Consider the following 14,459-nt stretch of genomic DNA (forward strand, 5'->3'; position numbering starts at 1 on the left):
GAGGGATCGTCGGGTGTCGGGCGGTACAGGTGGGGGGGGTGGGGAGGTGCACATTTACAGGGACGGGAGCAACTGCGCGAGTAGCGCCCACCTGCGGCAGTCGGCATTGCGCGAAACCCCGTGAATCAGCGGCGCAACCGGGCCGCATCGCGCCCCGGATCGATCAGCGTGAACGCGGCCACCGCGCCGAGCGCAACGAGCCCGCCCGACAGGAGCACGGCATGCTGATACCCGGAGTCCCCCTCGGCATCGACGAGCGTGCCGACGACGGCGGGCGCGAGCAGCCCCGCCACGGTGACGACCGCGTTCATCAGGCCGAGGGCGCCTCCGCTGCGCCCGGGCGGGGCGATCTCGGCGACGGTGGTCGCGGCGACGGTCGCGTACGCCCCGCTGAATCCGAGGCCCACGGAGATCAGCACGGTCTGCGCCAGGACGTTGCCGACCCATGGGACGGCAAGCAGGCATGCGGCGCCGACGACCAGCAGCCACGCGCCGACTCGACCCCGCGCCGTCTTGCTGCCGGCGCCGCGCCGCATCAGCCGACCGGTGAGCCACACCTGCCCGAACAGGACGACCGCACCGACCGCCCAGGGTGCGACGACCAGGGTGGCCGAGGTGCCGGCCGAGTAGTCGAGGGCGTTGCGCAGGTAGGACGGCAGCCAGACCAGCATCAGGGCCACGGTCCAGTAACTCGTGAAGTAGGCGATCGTGCTGCCGATCCAGGTACGGCTGGCGAAGATCCGGCGGTAGGGAATCTTCACCGCCACCTCCTCGTCGGCCGCCGGCGTCGGGCGGCCGTGGGGGCTGTCCGTGCCGAACACCGCCCAGGCCGCCGCCCATACCGTCCCCACCACGGCCAGCACCCACAGCGCGGTCCGCCAGCCGTGGTGCTGGATCACCCAGGACAGCGTGGGCGCGGAGACGATCACGCCGAGCGTGATGCCGACGGTGATGAGGGCGCCGGGCAGGTTCCGCCGGTCGTTCGGGAACCAGGCCAGGGTGGCCTGTTGGGCGACGGGGAAGGCGGGCCCCTCCGCCGCGCCGAGGAACACCCGCGACCCTACGAGCACGGCGAGCCCGCCACCGACCGCCGCCGGTACCTGCGCTACGGACCAGAGCACGGCCATGACAAGGATGAGCAGCTTCGGCGAGACCCGGTCGGCGGCCATCCCGACGGCGATCGCAGAGACGGAGAAGAGCAGAAAGAACGCGCTGTTGGCGAGGCCGAACTGAGTGGCGTTCAGGTGCAGGTCCGCGCGGATCTCATCCGCTGCGAGGCCGAGGACGGACTTGTCGGCGAAGTTGACCATCATGAAGACCACGAGCAGTGCGGTCACCGTCCAGGCCCGCCGCCCGTGACCGGCGTCGCCGTCGACCTGCCCCGGAACCAGGGTCGGCGCCGCGGTCACGAGAGGGGGACCCCGGCGATGGCGATGCGCTCCATCACCCGGCGCTGCGGGAAGTAGTCGTTGACCGCGTAGTGCTGGACGGCGATGTTGTCCCAGATCGCGATCGAGTCGGCCTCCCAGTGGAAGCGGATCTGGAACTCGGGGATGCGCGCCTGGAGGACGAGGATGTCGAGGAGTTCGCGGCTCTCCTCGTCGCTGACGCCCTTGATGAAACGGGTGAAGGGCTCATTCACGTACAGCGTCTTGCGCCCGGTGCGCGGGTGCCGGGCGACGACCGGGTGCTCGACCTGTGGCCAGCTCCGGCGGAAGGCGGCCTTCTGCTCGTCGTTCATGAGCGCGCCCCAACTGGCCTCCCAGTCGTGCACGGCGGTGAGGTTCTCGATGCGCGCCTTGAGGTCGTCGGGCAGGTTGTCGTACGCGGCCGCCATGTCGGCCCACATGGTGTCGCCGCCCGCGGCCGGGACCTCGACGGCGCGCAGCACGGCGCCGAGCGACGGGTTCGCCATGAACGAGTGGTCGCTGTGCCAGATGTTCTTGTTCCCGGCCGCCTTGGCGTCCTTGGCGAGCCGGGAGATGCCTGCGGTGTCGGTCTTCCCGAAGAACGGGTTCGGCTCCGGCGGGCCCCAGACGGCCGACAGTGCCATGTGCTGCGCGGAGTCGAAGCCGTGCTGCCCCCGGAAGAAGATCACCTTCCACTCCAGGAGTGCCTGGCGCAGTTCCTCGGCGAGTGCGTCGGTGATCGGCCGCGTCAGGTCCACGCCTCCGATGACCGCGCCGAAGTGCGGGGTGAGCGGGCTGATGTCGAGCAGCTCGTACGTGAACTGCTCGGCACCCGGCGCCAGCCGGTCCAGGTCACGGCGGCCGTAGTGCATCAGGGGCTTGTCGAGGACCGGCTTGGGATCGGCGACGGGGGCGGAGGCGATGTCGTGCATGGGTGGAACTCCCCACAGCGAGACGGGTGACGCTATTACGTAACCGGCAGTATCGATATTGCGGCGCGACAGGGCAAGGGGTCCGAGACCATTGCCTTCGAAGAGACGCCGCCGATCCACGTCAACGGACGGGAGCACGCGCTGCCGAGCACTCCGGTGGACGTTCAGATTCCCCTGGCCGAGAACCATCGGGGTGCCGAGCTCGAGGTGGGCGCGGTCCGCCGATCGCGCAGGACTGCTAGACAGTCGGCATGACCTCTCACCGCCTGCTGCTTCCCCGCTCCGAACCGGCCGCGATCGGGATATCCTCGGCCTCGATCTCCGCCATGCTGGACCGACTCGAAGCCCGGTCGGGCGAGACCCACTCGCTCATGGTGGTGCACGCCGGTCACGTCGTCGCCGAGGGCTGGTGGGCCCCCTACTCGGCCGAGCGTCCGCACCTTCTCTACTCGCTGACCAAATCGTTCACGTCCATTGCGGTGGGCCTCGCGATCGGCGACGGGCTGCTCTCGCTCGATGACCGCATCGTGGACGTGCTTTCCGGGCGTGTACCGGCCGATGCGTCGGAACAAAGCCGTCGGATCACCGTGCACCATCTGCTGTCCATGTCGGCCGGGCATGGAAGCGACAGCCTCACTGAGGCGTGGGCGAGGGAACCCGGCGATCTGGTGAAGGGCTTCTTGAGCCTGCCGTTCACCCACCCCGAGGGCACACGACACGTCTACGACAATTCGACCACGTACGTCCTGGCCCGGATGGTGGAACAGGTCACGGGCGTGGAACTTGCCGCCTACCTGGACGAGCGGCTGTTCACACCGATGGGCATCGACCACGCCGAGTGGGACCGAGTGGCCAGTGGCGCTACCTTCGGCTTCCACGGACTGCACCTGACGACCGAGGCCGTCGCCGCCTTCGGTGAGCTCCTGCGATGCAACGGCGTATGGAGGGGCCAAGAGCTCGTCCCGTGCGACTGGGTGCACCAAGCGACCCGCCGGCACACGGCCGGCGAAGGGGTCCTCAACGGGGCAGACCAGACGGACTTCTCCTACGGCTACGGCTACCAGTTCTGGATGGCACGGCGCGGTTACCACGGCCAGGGTTCCTACGGGCAGCAGTGCGTGGTGATCCCCTCTCACGACCTCGTCGTCGCCGTGACCGCCCAGGGTGAAGCCCAGGAGGTGCTCGACGCCGTGTGGGAATGCCTGCTGCCGGGCGTGGGGCACACGGCGAGCGTCCGGGACGACGAGGCTCTGGCCGAGCGGCTGCAACACCTGGCACTCCCGGTGGTCCCGGGCTCGGTCGGTGACGAGCGCACCGTCACCGCGACCCTGGACGCATCGCCGGCGGACTCGGCCCTTCCCGACGGAACCAAGGTCACCGTGCACCCGATCAACGGAGGATGGCGGGTGCAGTTCGCATCGATCTTCGACGTGGAGGTCGGCCACGGTGAATGGCGCGAGTGCGCCCCTCTCGGCCGGCCCATCGTGGCGAGCGGCTCCTGGCAGGGCGACACCTACGTCGCCAGCCTCTACGTCATCACCACCCCGCACCAGGTACGGCTCACCGTCGACGCCAATGCGGGCACCGCGACAGCGACGTGGAGCACCCCGCCCCTGACCGGCCCGAACCTGGAACTGCACGTGCGGTCTCCCCTGATGACCAGACCGGACGTCGCCTAGAACGGCCCACAGGGGGGCTTTCCGGCAGCTCTTCTCCGCGTATGTGCAGTGCCTCGCTGCGCCGGGCGATCCGGTCGAGGCCCAGTTGGTGGGTGCCTGCGGTTCGCAGCATCAACTCCCGCAGCGCACGGTGGGCCAGACGGCGAGCCCAGATTCCACAGGACCAGCAACCCGCACGGAACGGATCAGATGTCCGAGGCGCACAGGCTAGGCGCCGACCGCCCGCCCGATCAGGTCGGCCACCGACTCCACCAGCGCCTCGTCCGGCATCCGCTGCTCGGCGACCATACGGAACACCAGCGACGAGGCGACCAGTGTCGTGGCGGCGGTCAGGTCGGCGTCGGCGCGCACGTCGCCGCGCGCGAGACCGCGCTCCAGGACGTGCCGGGTCTCACTCGTCACCCGCTGCGTGTACGCGTGGAACGCCTCGCGCACCGCGCCCTCCTCCGCGGAGGCGCCGATCACCCCGGCGAGCAGCCGGTCGATGCCGGGTCGCCGGTACGCCTCCATGCGCGCGGTGAGCACCGCGCGCAGCTCGGCACGGAAGTCACCCATGTCAGGGACGGTGAGCGGCCCGATCCGCGACTCGGCCGCAGCGATGACGAGGTCCTGCTTGGTGGGCCAGCGCCGGTAGACGGCCGGCTTACTGACCCCGGCGCGGGCCGCGACGGCGTCCATGGTCAGCGCGCCCATGCCGTGCTCGGCGACGAGTTCCACCACGGCGTCGAGCACGGCACCGGTGACGTGCTCCTGCCGCGGCCGTCCGGGCCCTCTTCGCGCCTGCCCCTGTTGCACTGCCATGCGGCCGACCTTACGCGGGCGCCTCCGCGAGCGCGGCACGCAGGACGTGCTTGGTGACCTTCCCGGACGGGGTGCGCGGCAGCGCGTCCCGCAGCACCAGTTCGCGCGGCATCTTGTAGCGGGCGATGCGCGGCTCCAGCCAGTCCCGTACGCCGTCGAGGTCGAGGTTCGCTCCGGCGCGGGGCACCACGACCGCCACCACGGTCTCGCCCCACTGCGGGTGCGGGCGGCCGACGAGCGTCCACGACGGCCAGCCTCGCCCCGCAGTGGCGCAGTTGGCGGGCGACCTCCGCGCGGCGAACAGGAAAGCAGGTGTAGCAGGGCACTGAGGTGCATCAGGTTCTCCCGACGGGTCGGGGTTCTATATTTTAGAACTAACGTGCAGAACATGAGACTTCAACGTCGCGAACAGCGAAGGGTTCACACCACATGCGGAACGTTGGATTCCTGACCATCGGTCAAGCACCGCGCCACGACATCTCCGAGGCGATCGAGAGGGCCCTGCCCGAGAGCTCAGCCGTGCGGCACGCCGGGGCCCTCGACGGACTCGGCCGGACGGAAATCGCCGACCGGTTCGCTGTCGCCTCGGGTCGGCCGACCCTGATCACGCGTCTGACCAGCGGAGACGTTGTCACGCTCGACGAAGCCGCCATGCAGGAGGCACTACAGGAGAGCATCGACACCCTGGACAGCGAGGGAGTCGACGCGATCGTGCTGCTGTGCACCGGGGACTTCCCCTCGCTGCGGTCGCAGCGAGCCCTGCTCATCGAGCCGGACGTCCTGGTGACGTCGTACGTGAGCGCCGTCCTGCGCGGCCTGCCCGTGGGCGTGATCGTGCCGCTGCCCGAACAGGTTCCGGCGGCCCGCGACAAGTGGCAGGGCGTCAGCCCTCCGCCCGAGTTCGCCACGGCGTCCCCCTACGCCGACGATGACGCGGAGCTGCTGACGGCGGCGAAGAAGCTCGTCGAGCACGGGGCGCGTGCGCTCGTCCTGGACTGCATGGGCTACGCGGACCGGCACCGGAAGGCGCTGCGTGAGGGCGGTGTCGCCGTGCCCGTCCTCACGTCGAGCGGGATCACCGGGGCGCTGACGGGCCCCCTGCTGACATAGAGGGGCCGGGCGTGATGTTCAGCCCTCAGCCGCCGTCGACGAAGCGCAGCCAGTAGGGGTCGCCGACCCGCTTGCCGACACGCAGGGCCGCGTCCCGCACGGCCCTGCCCAGCCGGGTGGCCGCCTCTTCGGTCAAGTCCGGTGCGGGCAGGGCGATTCCGATCCCGAAGATCTGCCCCGTATCGCTGTCCAGGACGGCGGCCGAGATGCCGCCGACGTTGGGCACCCACTCGCCGCGGGAGAGGTCCCAGCCGTCGACGCGGACCCGGGCGAGGGTGGCGAGGAGTTCCTTGCGGGTGGTGGGGGCCGTTCCGGTGGAGTGTTCCAGGCGGGCGTCGACGAGTCGCATGACCTGCTCGTCGTCGAGGCGGGCGAGCAGCCCGCGGCCCATCGAGGTGGCGTAGAGCGGAGCCCGGGTACCTGCGGGGGTGTACGCCTGCAGGGCGCCGGCCGCACCGATGCGCATGTGCAGGACGAGCGACTCGGTGCCGTCGAGGACGTCCACGTATCCGGTGTAGCCGGTGTCGGCGACGAGCCGGGCGGCCTCCTCCTCCAGGAGCGACACGGTGCCGCGCGAGGCTCGGAAGTGGTACGAGGCTTCCATGATCAGGCCGCCGGGGCGATAGGCGCGGGTCGCCGGGTCGCGGTCGAGGAAGCCGTACTCGGCCATCATGCTCAGCGTCCGCGACACCGAACTCTTGGGCAGCCCGAGTTCGGCTGCGACGTCGGTCACGGTGACATCGCGCTGCAGGTGCGCCATCAGGCGCAGCACGTCCCGTGCGTTGGCGAGTGTGCTCACCGTGTTCTGACCTCCCCGTCGGTTCCGGGTCCGATCGTATGCGTCTTCGAGGGTCCGTCCCCACCCGCCTTCTCGCAGGCCGACGCACCGGCTCCGGACGGTTCACATCGTGAGAACACCCCGAGGGGCCTTGACGGCCGCCCCGCCCCTTGTGGATGATCCAGATATTAGGATCTGGTTCCAGATTCTAGAACAAAGGTAGGTGCTGAAGAAGGCGCCGCTCGTTCGTCCGTCAGGAGCACCGTCCATGAGCACCGACGCCGCGCAGTCGGATTCGCCCGACATCCGGGGTCCAGAGGGCGCGGGCGCCCCGCGCCATCCCCGAGCCCTCGCCCCCGGCAACCTGGCTCTCACCCTGGTGCTCAGCGTGTTCGGGGCCATCGTCGGCGTGCAGCTGATGGCCACCCTCGGTGTCACTCCCAGTACGTCGCTGGTGGGTGCGCTGGCCGCGATGACGCTGGCCCGCATCCCGCTCGTGGCCTTCCGCAGGTTCCGCTCCGTGCACGCCCAGAACCTGGCGCAGACGAGCATCTCCTCGGCCACCTTCGGCGCGGCAAACAGCCTGTTCCTGCCGATCGGCATCCCGTTCCTGTTCGGCTTCGACGACATGATCGTCCCGATGCTGATCGGCGTCTCCGCCGCGATGCTGGTCGATGCCTGGCTGCTGTACCGGATGTACGACACCCCGGCCTTCCCGGCGAGCAACCCCTGGCCTCCGGGCCTGGCCGCCGCGGAGGCCATCAAGGCGGGCGACGAGGGCGGCAGCCGCGCCAGAGTGCTTGGGCTCGGTCTGGTCACGGGGCTGGTCGGGGCCGTGTTCGCGCTGCCGATGTCCGCGTTCGGTGTCGCCCTGATCGGCGGCCTCGCCGCGATGGCCGCGTTCGGCGCGGGCCTGCTGATCATCAGTTACGCGGGGCCGCTGTTCGGCCTCGACCTGAACGCCATGTACCTGCCGCACGGCATGATGATCGGCGCGGGTCTGGTCGCCCTGGCTCAGGTCGGCCGTTCGATCCTCGCGGCCCGCCGCGGCACCGTCCCGAACACGTCCGCGCCCGCTTCCACCTCCACCTCTGTGGCTCAGGAGAGCGCCCGTCGCCTCGGCTCGTCGATGCGGATCGGTTTCGGCGCCTACCTCGTCATCTCCGTCCTGCTCGCGCTCGGCACCGGGGCCGCCACGCACATGAGCGCGGGCATGCTGGTCGGGTTCATCGTCTACGCGACGATCGCCGCGTTCCTGCACGAGCTGCTTGTCGGCATCGCATCCATGCACTCCGGCTGGTTCCCGGCCTTCGCGATCGCCCTGATCACGCTGCTGATCGGCATTCTCATCGGCTTCCCGCCCGAGGCGCTCGTCGTCCTGTCCGGCTTCACCGCGGCCACCGGCCCGGCTTTCGCCGACATGGGGTACGACCTCAAGGCCGGCTATCTGCTGCGCGGCGAGAACGCCGACCCCGTCTTCGAACTGGAGGGCCGTCGCGAGCAGTTGATCGCGGCGATGATCGGCTTCGTGGTCGCCATCGTCGTCGTCCTCGTCTCGTACCAGATGTTCTTCGACAACGGGAAGACCGCGCCGATCGACGCCGCGTACGTCGCTGCCATCAAGGCGGGCCCGTCCGTGGAGACCGCGAAGCACCTGGCGCTGTGGGCGATCCCCGGAGCGCTGATCCAGCTCGTCGGCGGCCCGAAGCGACAGCTCGGCATCATGCTCGCCACCGGCCTCCTGATCACCACCCCGATGGCCGGATGGATGGTCGTCGCGGGTCTCGCCGTCCGCGTGCTCGCGCCCCGCCTCCTGGGTCGGAAGGCCAAGGACAACCTTGAGATCTTCGCCGGCGGCGCCATCGCGGGCGACGCCCTCTACTCGTTCGGCAACGGCGTTTTCACCGCCGCCAAATAGGCGGCCCCGCGGTCCACAGCGAAATGGCAGCCCAGCGGATGCCGCACCACGCACCACTCGCACGACAGGCACCACCCGCACCACCCGCACCACTCCAAGGAGCCCCCATGAAGCGACAGTTGACCCCCGAAGACATCAAGGCCGCGGTCTACGGCGGAGCCATTCTCGGCGGAGGCGGCGGCGGCTTCGTCGAACGGGGCCTGCGCACCGCCGAACTCGCCCTCCAGGTCGGCACGCCGGAGCTGTGGACCGCCGACGAGTTCGGCCCCGACGAGCTGACCGCGACCGTCGCCCTGGTCGGCGCCCCCGCGGCGCCGGACCCGCAGGTCCTGCCCACGCACCTGCTGCGCGCCCTGGAACTGCTGCGCCGTGACCTGCCGCGCCCGCTCGCCGCGCTCCACACGAACGAGAACGGCGCCGAGACCACGATCAACGGCTGGTTCCACTCGGCGATGACCGGCCTGCCCGTCATCGACCTCGCCTGCAACGGACGCGCTCACCCCACCAGCACCATGGGCGCGATGGGCCTGCACCAGCGCGACGGCTACCGCTCCCACCAGGGCTACGCGGGCGGCAAGCCGTACACGTACGTGGAAGGCTCCGTCACCGGCCGCCTCACGGGCACGTCGAACGTCGTCCGTCGCGCCTCCATCGACTCGGGCGGCTGGGTCGGCGTCGCCCGCAACCCCGTAGAGGTCGGCTACGCCGTGGCGAACGGCGCCCCGGGCGCCATCACCTTCGCCATCGAGCTGGGCCGCCGCTTCCTGGCCGACGGCCCGGCCGGCGCGGCCGAGCACCTCGGCGGCGAGATAGCCGTGACCGGCACGGTGCGCGAGTACCGCTGCGAGCAGCGCGAGGGCCTGGACGTCGGCATCGCCGTCCTCGACGACACGGCCGGCACGACCCTGCACTTCGTCAACGAGTACATGGCGCTGGACCTGGGCGGCGAACGCCGGGCCTCGTTCCCCGACCTGATCACGACGTTCGACGGGACCGGGCAGCCGCTCGCCTCCGCGGACGTCGCCGTCGGCAAGGAGGTCAGCGTCCTGGTCACCCCAGCCGCGAACCTTCTCCTGTCACCCACGATGTACATGCCCGAGCAGTACACGCAGCTGGAGGACATGCTGGGCATCGCCTTCGCCCCGGCCGCGAAGGTCCTCGCCGATGCCTGACCACTCCCCCGCCATCGCCCGCCCCGACCTCGTACAGGACTTCTGCGACAGCCAGTGGGACACCGAGCTGCTCCCCCTGATCGAGGAACACATCCGCGTCCCGGCGGTCAGTCCGGCGTACGACGCCGAGTGGGAGGCCCGCGGTCTGCTCGACACGGTCGCCGAATCGGCGGCAGCGTGGCTGCGCGCAGTGGACGACCTGCCGGGTCTGCGCGTGGAGGTGCTGCGTGCACCCGGCCGCACCCCGCTCGTCTTCTTCGAGGCACCCGGCACGGGAGCCGAACAGGACGAGACGGTCCTGTTCTACGGGCATCTCGACAAGCAGCCGGAGGGTGACGGCTGGACCGAGGGCCGCTCGGCGTGGGAGCCGGCCTTCGACGGCACACGCCTGTACGGCCGTGGCGGCGCCGACGACGGGTACGCGCTGCCCGCCGCCGTGACCGCCCTGCGCGCGCTGGCGGCGCAGGGCGCGGCCCGGCCGCGCTGCGTCGGCGTGTTCGAGACGGGCGAGGAGTCGGGCAGCCCGGACCTGGACCACTGGTTCGCCGAACTCGCCCCGCGCATCGGCACGGTCGGCCTGGTGCTGTGCCTGGACTCGGGCGCGGGCGACTACGAACGGCTGTGGCTGGTCACGTCCCTGCGTGGGGCCTGCGGCGGCACACTCGAGGTACGGGTCCTGGACGAGGGGGCACACTCCGGCGACGCGGGCGGCGTGGTCCCGTCGACGTTCCGGGTGCTGCGCCGTCTGCTCGACCGCGTCGAGGACAGCGCGACCGGTGCACTGCGTCTTCAGGCGCTCCACTGCGAAGTGCCCGAGCAGCGGCGGCACCAAGTACGCGACGCGGCACGGCTCCTCGGCGATCAGGTGACGCGACGCTTCGCCTGGCACGCCGACGCGTCCCCGGTGACCGACGACCCGCAGGAGCTGCTCCTGAACCGGGCCTGGCGCCCCGCCCTGGAGGTCACCGGTGCGGACGGACTGCCGCCGGTCGACTCGGCGGGCAACGTGCTGCGCCCGTACACCCGGGTCAAGTTGTCCCTGCGACTGCCCCCGCTGGTGGACAGCGCGGCGGCTCTGACCGAGCTCGCCCGCGTACTGGAAGCGGACCCGCCGTACGGGACGTCGGTGCGGTTCACACCGGACCGTGTCCTCGCCGACGGCTGGCACGCCCCGGCCGTGCAGCCGTGGTTGGAGGAGGCCTTGTCGGCCGCGAGCCGCGCCTGCTTCGACGGGGCGGACGTCGCCCACATCGGGCAGGGCGGCACGATCCCGCTGATGGGGAAGCTGGCCCGGCAGTTCCCGCACTCCCAGTTCCTGGCGTGCGGCGTGCTGGGCCCCGGCGCGAACGCGCACGGTCCGAACGAGTCGCTCCACGTCCCCTACGCCCGCCGGCTGACGGCATGTCTGGCCCTCGCCTTGAACGCGCACGCGCTTGCGTAGCGTCTGCTGCGGCGTGGATCGCCGGATCAGGTCGCTCCGGCACGGGAACCTCTGAGTCGGCGGTTCAGCCAGCGGAGGGAGCGGTGGCCGTCCGGCATACCGCGAGGACAGCGGTGTCGTCGCGTGTGCGGCCGGCGGACCACCTCTGCACGTCGGTCATCAGGAGATCGATGGCGGTGTCCGGATCGTTCCAGTGGCCGCGCCCCATCAGGCGTTCGGCCGGATCATAGAAGTCGCCGTTGGCGTCGCGGGCTTCGGTGACACCGTCGGTGATCAGCAGCAGAACGGCTCCTTGGGGCAGCGGGTGCGCATCCGGGACGGTGCGCCGACCGTTCAGCGCGCCCATCCCGAGAGGGAGGTCGGGCTCGGAGGGTTCCAGGGCGCGGGCCCTGTCGCCGTACAGGAGATACGGAGCGGGATGACCACGGTTGAGGAGCCGCAGGGTCGTGCCGTCCGGTGTGATCTCACCGAGCAGGGCTGTCGTGAATCCTTCCAGGTGGCATTCAGCGTCGGCATGCGCGGCTTCCCTCAGCAGGGAGTGCTCCACGCGCTCCGCGAGTTGCGGCAGTGAGAGCGCCTCGTGGGCGGCTTCCCTGAAAGCGCCGATCACCACGGATGCGGTGCACACGGCGCCCATGCCCTTGCCGCGCACGTCTCCGATCAGCAATCGGGTGCCGAACCGGGTCTGCTGGACCGCGTACACGTCGCCGCCGATGTGCGCCTCACGTTGCGCGGCCCGGTAACGGACGGCGAGGGACAGCTGGCCCACGTGCTTGGGGGGCGTGGGCAGGATGGCCCGTTGGGCCTCCTCGGCCACGGCGCTGACCGCGTGCATGCGCCGCCGGTGCCGGGCGAGCATCCGGTTGAGATACAGCCCGATCATGCCGCCCAGAGGCACACCGGCCTCGATGTCGAGCGGCCTGAGGCGGGTGAACCCGTGTTTCGCGGCCAGCAGAGCGTCCGCAGTGAGCGCGAGCGCGGTGAGCAGCGATGCGCTGCGGAGCGAAAGGGTCGCGCCTGCCGCCACACAGGACATCGCGGCCAGCGGGCCTGCGGAAGTGGCCTCGTGAAACGGCAGGTTGGAGAGAACCGCGGCGACCAGCAGGATGGCGGGGAGCCATCCCGCGTGTCCGGACCGCAGACGGCGACGCGTCCCGCCGAGCGCCTGCTGCGGGCTCACGCGCTGATGAGAGCGTCGATCACGGCTCGCGGCGGATATGGATGGAGCGGGCACGCGTCGGGGCCGGGAGAGGGGGTTCCGTGCGGCTGTTCCTCGTCATCGAGTGCTGCCACCGCCCTCACGGTCTCGGCGATACGGGCCGAGGCGCACTCGCCACCGGACGGCTCCCCTGCGTCGGCCGGTCGGTCCGCGTGCCCAGCCGGTGCGCCAAGTCGGCGGCGGACGGCTGCGGCCAGGTCGTGGGGAGTGGTCAGCTGGGCCCGCGGCCCCCAGGATTCCGCCGTCGCCGGGGCCGTGTGGATGCCCAGAAGCGAACGCCCGAGGATCGACACAGCCTCATGGACGGTGGCCGAGTCGGTCACCACGAGGGCCGCGTGATGTGCCATGGCCAGGAAGGACGGCCTGTCCGCGTCGTCGACGACGCGCAGTCTGGTCAGCAGTGGCTCGAGCCCGTGACGGGCGATCGTGGTTCTGGTCCTTCGGCACAGAGGAAGGACGACCTGGTATCCGCTGTCCTGGGCGTCACCGAGTGCGCTGAGCACGGTGCTCAGCAGCGGTGGATGTTCTGTCGTCCCGAGATTGTCGAGGGCGGCCAGTACGAAGCTGTCCCGGTACAGGCCGAGGGCGTCGATGAGCTCGGCGCTGCGTGCGGGCGACGGCAGATGACGGACGACGGATTCCCGCACCGAACAAACGATGAGCGTGATCCGACCGGGATCGCAACCCTCGTCGATGAGCTGGGTGACGTCCTCGGGAGTCGTGACGCACAGGGCATCGGCGACCCGGTCGATCTGGGCGCGCCGCTGGTGCGCAGCCTCGTCCAATTCGCTGCCGTGCACTCCGGCGCCGATGTGGATGACAGGGATGCCGGCGTCGTGCGCGGCCAGCGCTCCTGCGGCGGCACGGGCGCCGGCGCCCGTGACGACGACCGCGGCAGGACGGTGTACGTGGAAGGCAGCGCCGAGCCGGCCCCGATGATGGCCCAGGGATGCATCGGGGCTCGCGTCGCTGAAGGTGTCGCGCGGCAGGTGCAGCAGCGCAGCGGTGTCGCCGAGCCGGTGCATCACCGGAGTGAGCCGGGCGATGTCGGACCGGTCGCCCGCGACGAAGGCGACACGGCCGTCGAGGCGTGACAGGGACGACGGACGCGGCTCACGAGAGATGCTGCTGGGCATGTTCTTCTCCTCCACGGACTTCCGAATCGAGCGCGTGGCACTGGCGCTCCGTGAATGAGAATGCAGGACCCGAATGCCCCATTACAGACACTTATGTCTGAAGCAACCCAACGAAAGTCCGGGACCGTCCTCCCGCGCAGGTGGCGACAGGCGGTGTGCTCACACCGTCGGCCGCCGCTCCGTCCCCTCAGGCGTGAGCCCGATCTGGTGAGCCAGCAGCGCGGCCTGGGTCCTGTTGTCCACCCTGAGCTCGGCCAGCACCCGCGACACATAGCCCTTGACCGTGCCTTCTGCCATGAACAGCGTCGCCGCGATACAGGCGTTGTTCGCACCGCTGCCCAGAAGCGCGAGCACCTGCTGTTCCCGGCCACCGAGCCGGTCCACCCGCCTGCGGGCCTCGGCCACCTCCGGGGTGTCCCGTCCCACCGTCCGCTCGATCATCAACCGCATGATCTCCGGCGGAACCACGGGGTCACCCTGGGCGACGGTGAGCACCGAACGGATCAGCTCACCGATGCGCGCGCTCTTGAGAGAGAACCCGTCCGCCCCGGCCCGGAAGGCCTCAGCCACCTTCTCCTGGTCACCGAGTGCCGTCAGCATCAGAACGCGGGGGCGGGGCGAAAGGTCCTGCAGACGGCGGGTGGCGGCGATCCCGGAGACCTTGGGCATGTTCACGTCCATCACGACCACGTCGGGGCGAAGCCGCACCGCCAGCTGGACAGCCTCGGCGCCGTCGCTCGCCTCGCCGATCACCCGGATCTCCTCAGAGGTGTCGAGGAGCGCCTTGATTCCGGCCCTGACCAGCGGCTCATCGTCCACCAGAAGCACGTTGACCGGCATGGTCTCTTCCTGTCACCTAGGCGT

General features: G+C 70.5%; 12 protein-coding genes and 1 pseudogene. 5 read left to right on the forward strand and 8 right to left on the reverse strand.

Annotated elements, in window-relative coordinates:
* Positions 1 to 125: 125 nt before the first annotated feature.
* Positions 126 to 1,409: an MFS transporter gene (locus ABT127_RS06955; RefSeq protein ID WP_351445355.1), complete on the reverse strand. Its 1,284-nt coding sequence runs from the start codon at positions 1,407 to 1,409 to the stop codon at positions 126 to 128.
* Positions 1,406 to 2,341: a TauD/TfdA dioxygenase family protein gene (locus ABT127_RS06960; RefSeq protein WP_351445357.1), complete on the reverse strand. Its 936-nt coding sequence runs from the start codon at positions 2,339 to 2,341 to the stop codon at positions 1,406 to 1,408. The genes ABT127_RS06955 and ABT127_RS06960 overlap by 4 nt, the downstream gene beginning before the upstream one ends.
* Positions 2,342 to 2,592: 251 nt before the next feature.
* On the opposite strand from ABT127_RS06960, the gene ABT127_RS06965 reads away from it, so the two are divergent.
* Complete coding sequence (locus ABT127_RS06965) at positions 2,593 to 4,020, forward strand: serine hydrolase domain-containing protein (protein WP_351445359.1); 1,428 nt, start codon at positions 2,593 to 2,595, stop codon at positions 4,018 to 4,020.
* 207 nt (positions 4,021 to 4,227) lie between these two features.
* Here the strand turns inward: ABT127_RS06965 and ABT127_RS06970 are convergent, their stop codons facing one another.
* Positions 4,228 to 4,821, reverse strand: coding sequence for a TetR/AcrR family transcriptional regulator (locus ABT127_RS06970; protein ID WP_351445361.1), 594 nt, complete (start codon positions 4,819 to 4,821; stop codon positions 4,228 to 4,230).
* A gap of 10 nt (positions 4,822 to 4,831) precedes the next feature.
* Positions 4,832 to 5,059 (reverse strand): annotated as a pseudogene (locus tag ABT127_RS06975) (AMP-binding enzyme); the annotation flags it as partial.
* A 191-nt stretch (positions 5,060 to 5,250) separates the two neighbouring features.
* Here ABT127_RS06975 and ABT127_RS06980 point away from each other — a divergent pair.
* Positions 5,251 to 5,931, forward strand: a complete 681-nt coding sequence (locus ABT127_RS06980; RefSeq protein ID WP_351445363.1) for an AroM family protein — start codon at positions 5,251 to 5,253, stop codon at positions 5,929 to 5,931.
* 25 nt (positions 5,932 to 5,956) lie between these two features.
* Here the strand turns inward: ABT127_RS06980 and ABT127_RS06985 are convergent, their stop codons facing one another.
* Entirely contained in the window at positions 5,957 to 6,730 is a 774-nt protein-coding gene (locus tag ABT127_RS06985; RefSeq protein ID WP_351445365.1) for an IclR family transcriptional regulator, read from the reverse strand.
* A gap of 247 nt (positions 6,731 to 6,977) precedes the next feature.
* Between ABT127_RS06985 and ABT127_RS06990 the strand changes: the two genes are divergently transcribed.
* From ABT127_RS06990 to ABT127_RS07000, 3 genes are all read left to right on the forward strand, one after another.
* Positions 6,978 to 8,627: an OPT/YSL family transporter gene (locus ABT127_RS06990; RefSeq protein WP_351445367.1), complete on the forward strand. Its 1,650-nt coding sequence runs from the start codon at positions 6,978 to 6,980 to the stop codon at positions 8,625 to 8,627.
* A gap of 107 nt (positions 8,628 to 8,734) precedes the next feature.
* The gene (locus ABT127_RS06995) at positions 8,735 to 9,799 is read left to right on the forward strand and encodes an S-methyl thiohydantoin desulfurase domain-containing protein (protein WP_351445368.1); all 1,065 of its coding nucleotides are present in this window, start codon (positions 8,735 to 8,737) and stop codon (positions 9,797 to 9,799) included.
* Positions 9,792 to 11,240 (forward strand): M20/M25/M40 family metallo-hydrolase, encoded by a 1,449-nt coding sequence (locus ABT127_RS07000; RefSeq protein ID WP_351445370.1) that lies wholly within the window; start codon positions 9,792 to 9,794, stop codon positions 11,238 to 11,240. Before ABT127_RS06995 ends, ABT127_RS07000 begins: the two co-directional genes overlap by 8 nt.
* A gap of 64 nt (positions 11,241 to 11,304) precedes the next feature.
* Here the strand turns inward: ABT127_RS07000 and ABT127_RS07005 are convergent, their stop codons facing one another.
* The 3 genes from ABT127_RS07005 to ABT127_RS07015 all read right to left on the reverse strand — a co-directional run bounded on the left by ABT127_RS07005 (position 11,305) and on the right by ABT127_RS07015 (position 14,435).
* Positions 11,305 to 12,420, reverse strand: coding sequence for a PP2C family protein-serine/threonine phosphatase (locus ABT127_RS07005; protein ID WP_351445372.1), 1,116 nt, complete (start codon positions 12,418 to 12,420; stop codon positions 11,305 to 11,307).
* Positions 12,417 to 13,595: a UDP-N-acetylglucosamine 2-epimerase gene (locus tag ABT127_RS07010; protein WP_351445374.1), complete on the reverse strand. Its 1,179-nt coding sequence runs from the start codon at positions 13,593 to 13,595 to the stop codon at positions 12,417 to 12,419. The genes ABT127_RS07005 and ABT127_RS07010 overlap by 4 nt, the downstream gene beginning before the upstream one ends.
* A 159-nt stretch (positions 13,596 to 13,754) precedes the next feature.
* Positions 13,755 to 14,435 carry a response regulator gene (locus ABT127_RS07015; protein WP_351445376.1) on the reverse strand — a complete coding sequence of 227 codons (681 nt, stop codon included), beginning with the start codon at positions 14,433 to 14,435 and terminating at the stop codon, positions 13,755 to 13,757.
* Between the last annotated feature and the right edge of the window lie 24 nt (positions 14,436 to 14,459).

Origin of the sequence: Streptomyces sp. NPDC001904 (assembly GCF_040297005.1) — a bacterium.
Taxonomy (GTDB): Bacteria; Actinomycetota; Actinomycetes; order Streptomycetales; family Streptomycetaceae; genus Streptomyces.

Excerpts from the sequence above, each read along its gene's own strand:
- ABT127_RS06960 (WP_351445357.1), bottom strand. The coding sequence starts at position 2,341 with ATGCACGACATCGCCTCCGCCCCCGTCGCCGATCCCAAGCCGGTCCTC.
- ABT127_RS06965 (WP_351445359.1), top strand. The coding sequence starts at position 2,593 with ATGACCTCTCACCGCCTGCTGCTTCCCCGCTCCGAACCGGCCGCGATC.
- ABT127_RS06970 (WP_351445361.1), bottom strand. The coding sequence starts at position 4,821 with ATGGCAGTGCAACAGGGGCAGGCGCGAAGAGGGCCCGGACGGCCGCGG.
- ABT127_RS06980 (WP_351445363.1), top strand. The coding sequence starts at position 5,251 with ATGCGGAACGTTGGATTCCTGACCATCGGTCAAGCACCGCGCCACGAC.
- ABT127_RS06990 (WP_351445367.1), top strand. The coding sequence starts at position 6,978 with ATGAGCACCGACGCCGCGCAGTCGGATTCGCCCGACATCCGGGGTCCA.
- ABT127_RS06995 (WP_351445368.1), top strand. The coding sequence starts at position 8,735 with ATGAAGCGACAGTTGACCCCCGAAGACATCAAGGCCGCGGTCTACGGC.
- ABT127_RS07000 (WP_351445370.1), top strand. The coding sequence starts at position 9,792 with ATGCCTGACCACTCCCCCGCCATCGCCCGCCCCGACCTCGTACAGGAC.
- ABT127_RS07010 (WP_351445374.1), bottom strand. The coding sequence starts at position 13,595 with ATGCCCAGCAGCATCTCTCGTGAGCCGCGTCCGTCGTCCCTGTCACGC.
- ABT127_RS07015 (WP_351445376.1), bottom strand. The coding sequence starts at position 14,435 with ATGCCGGTCAACGTGCTTCTGGTGGACGATGAGCCGCTGGTCAGGGCC.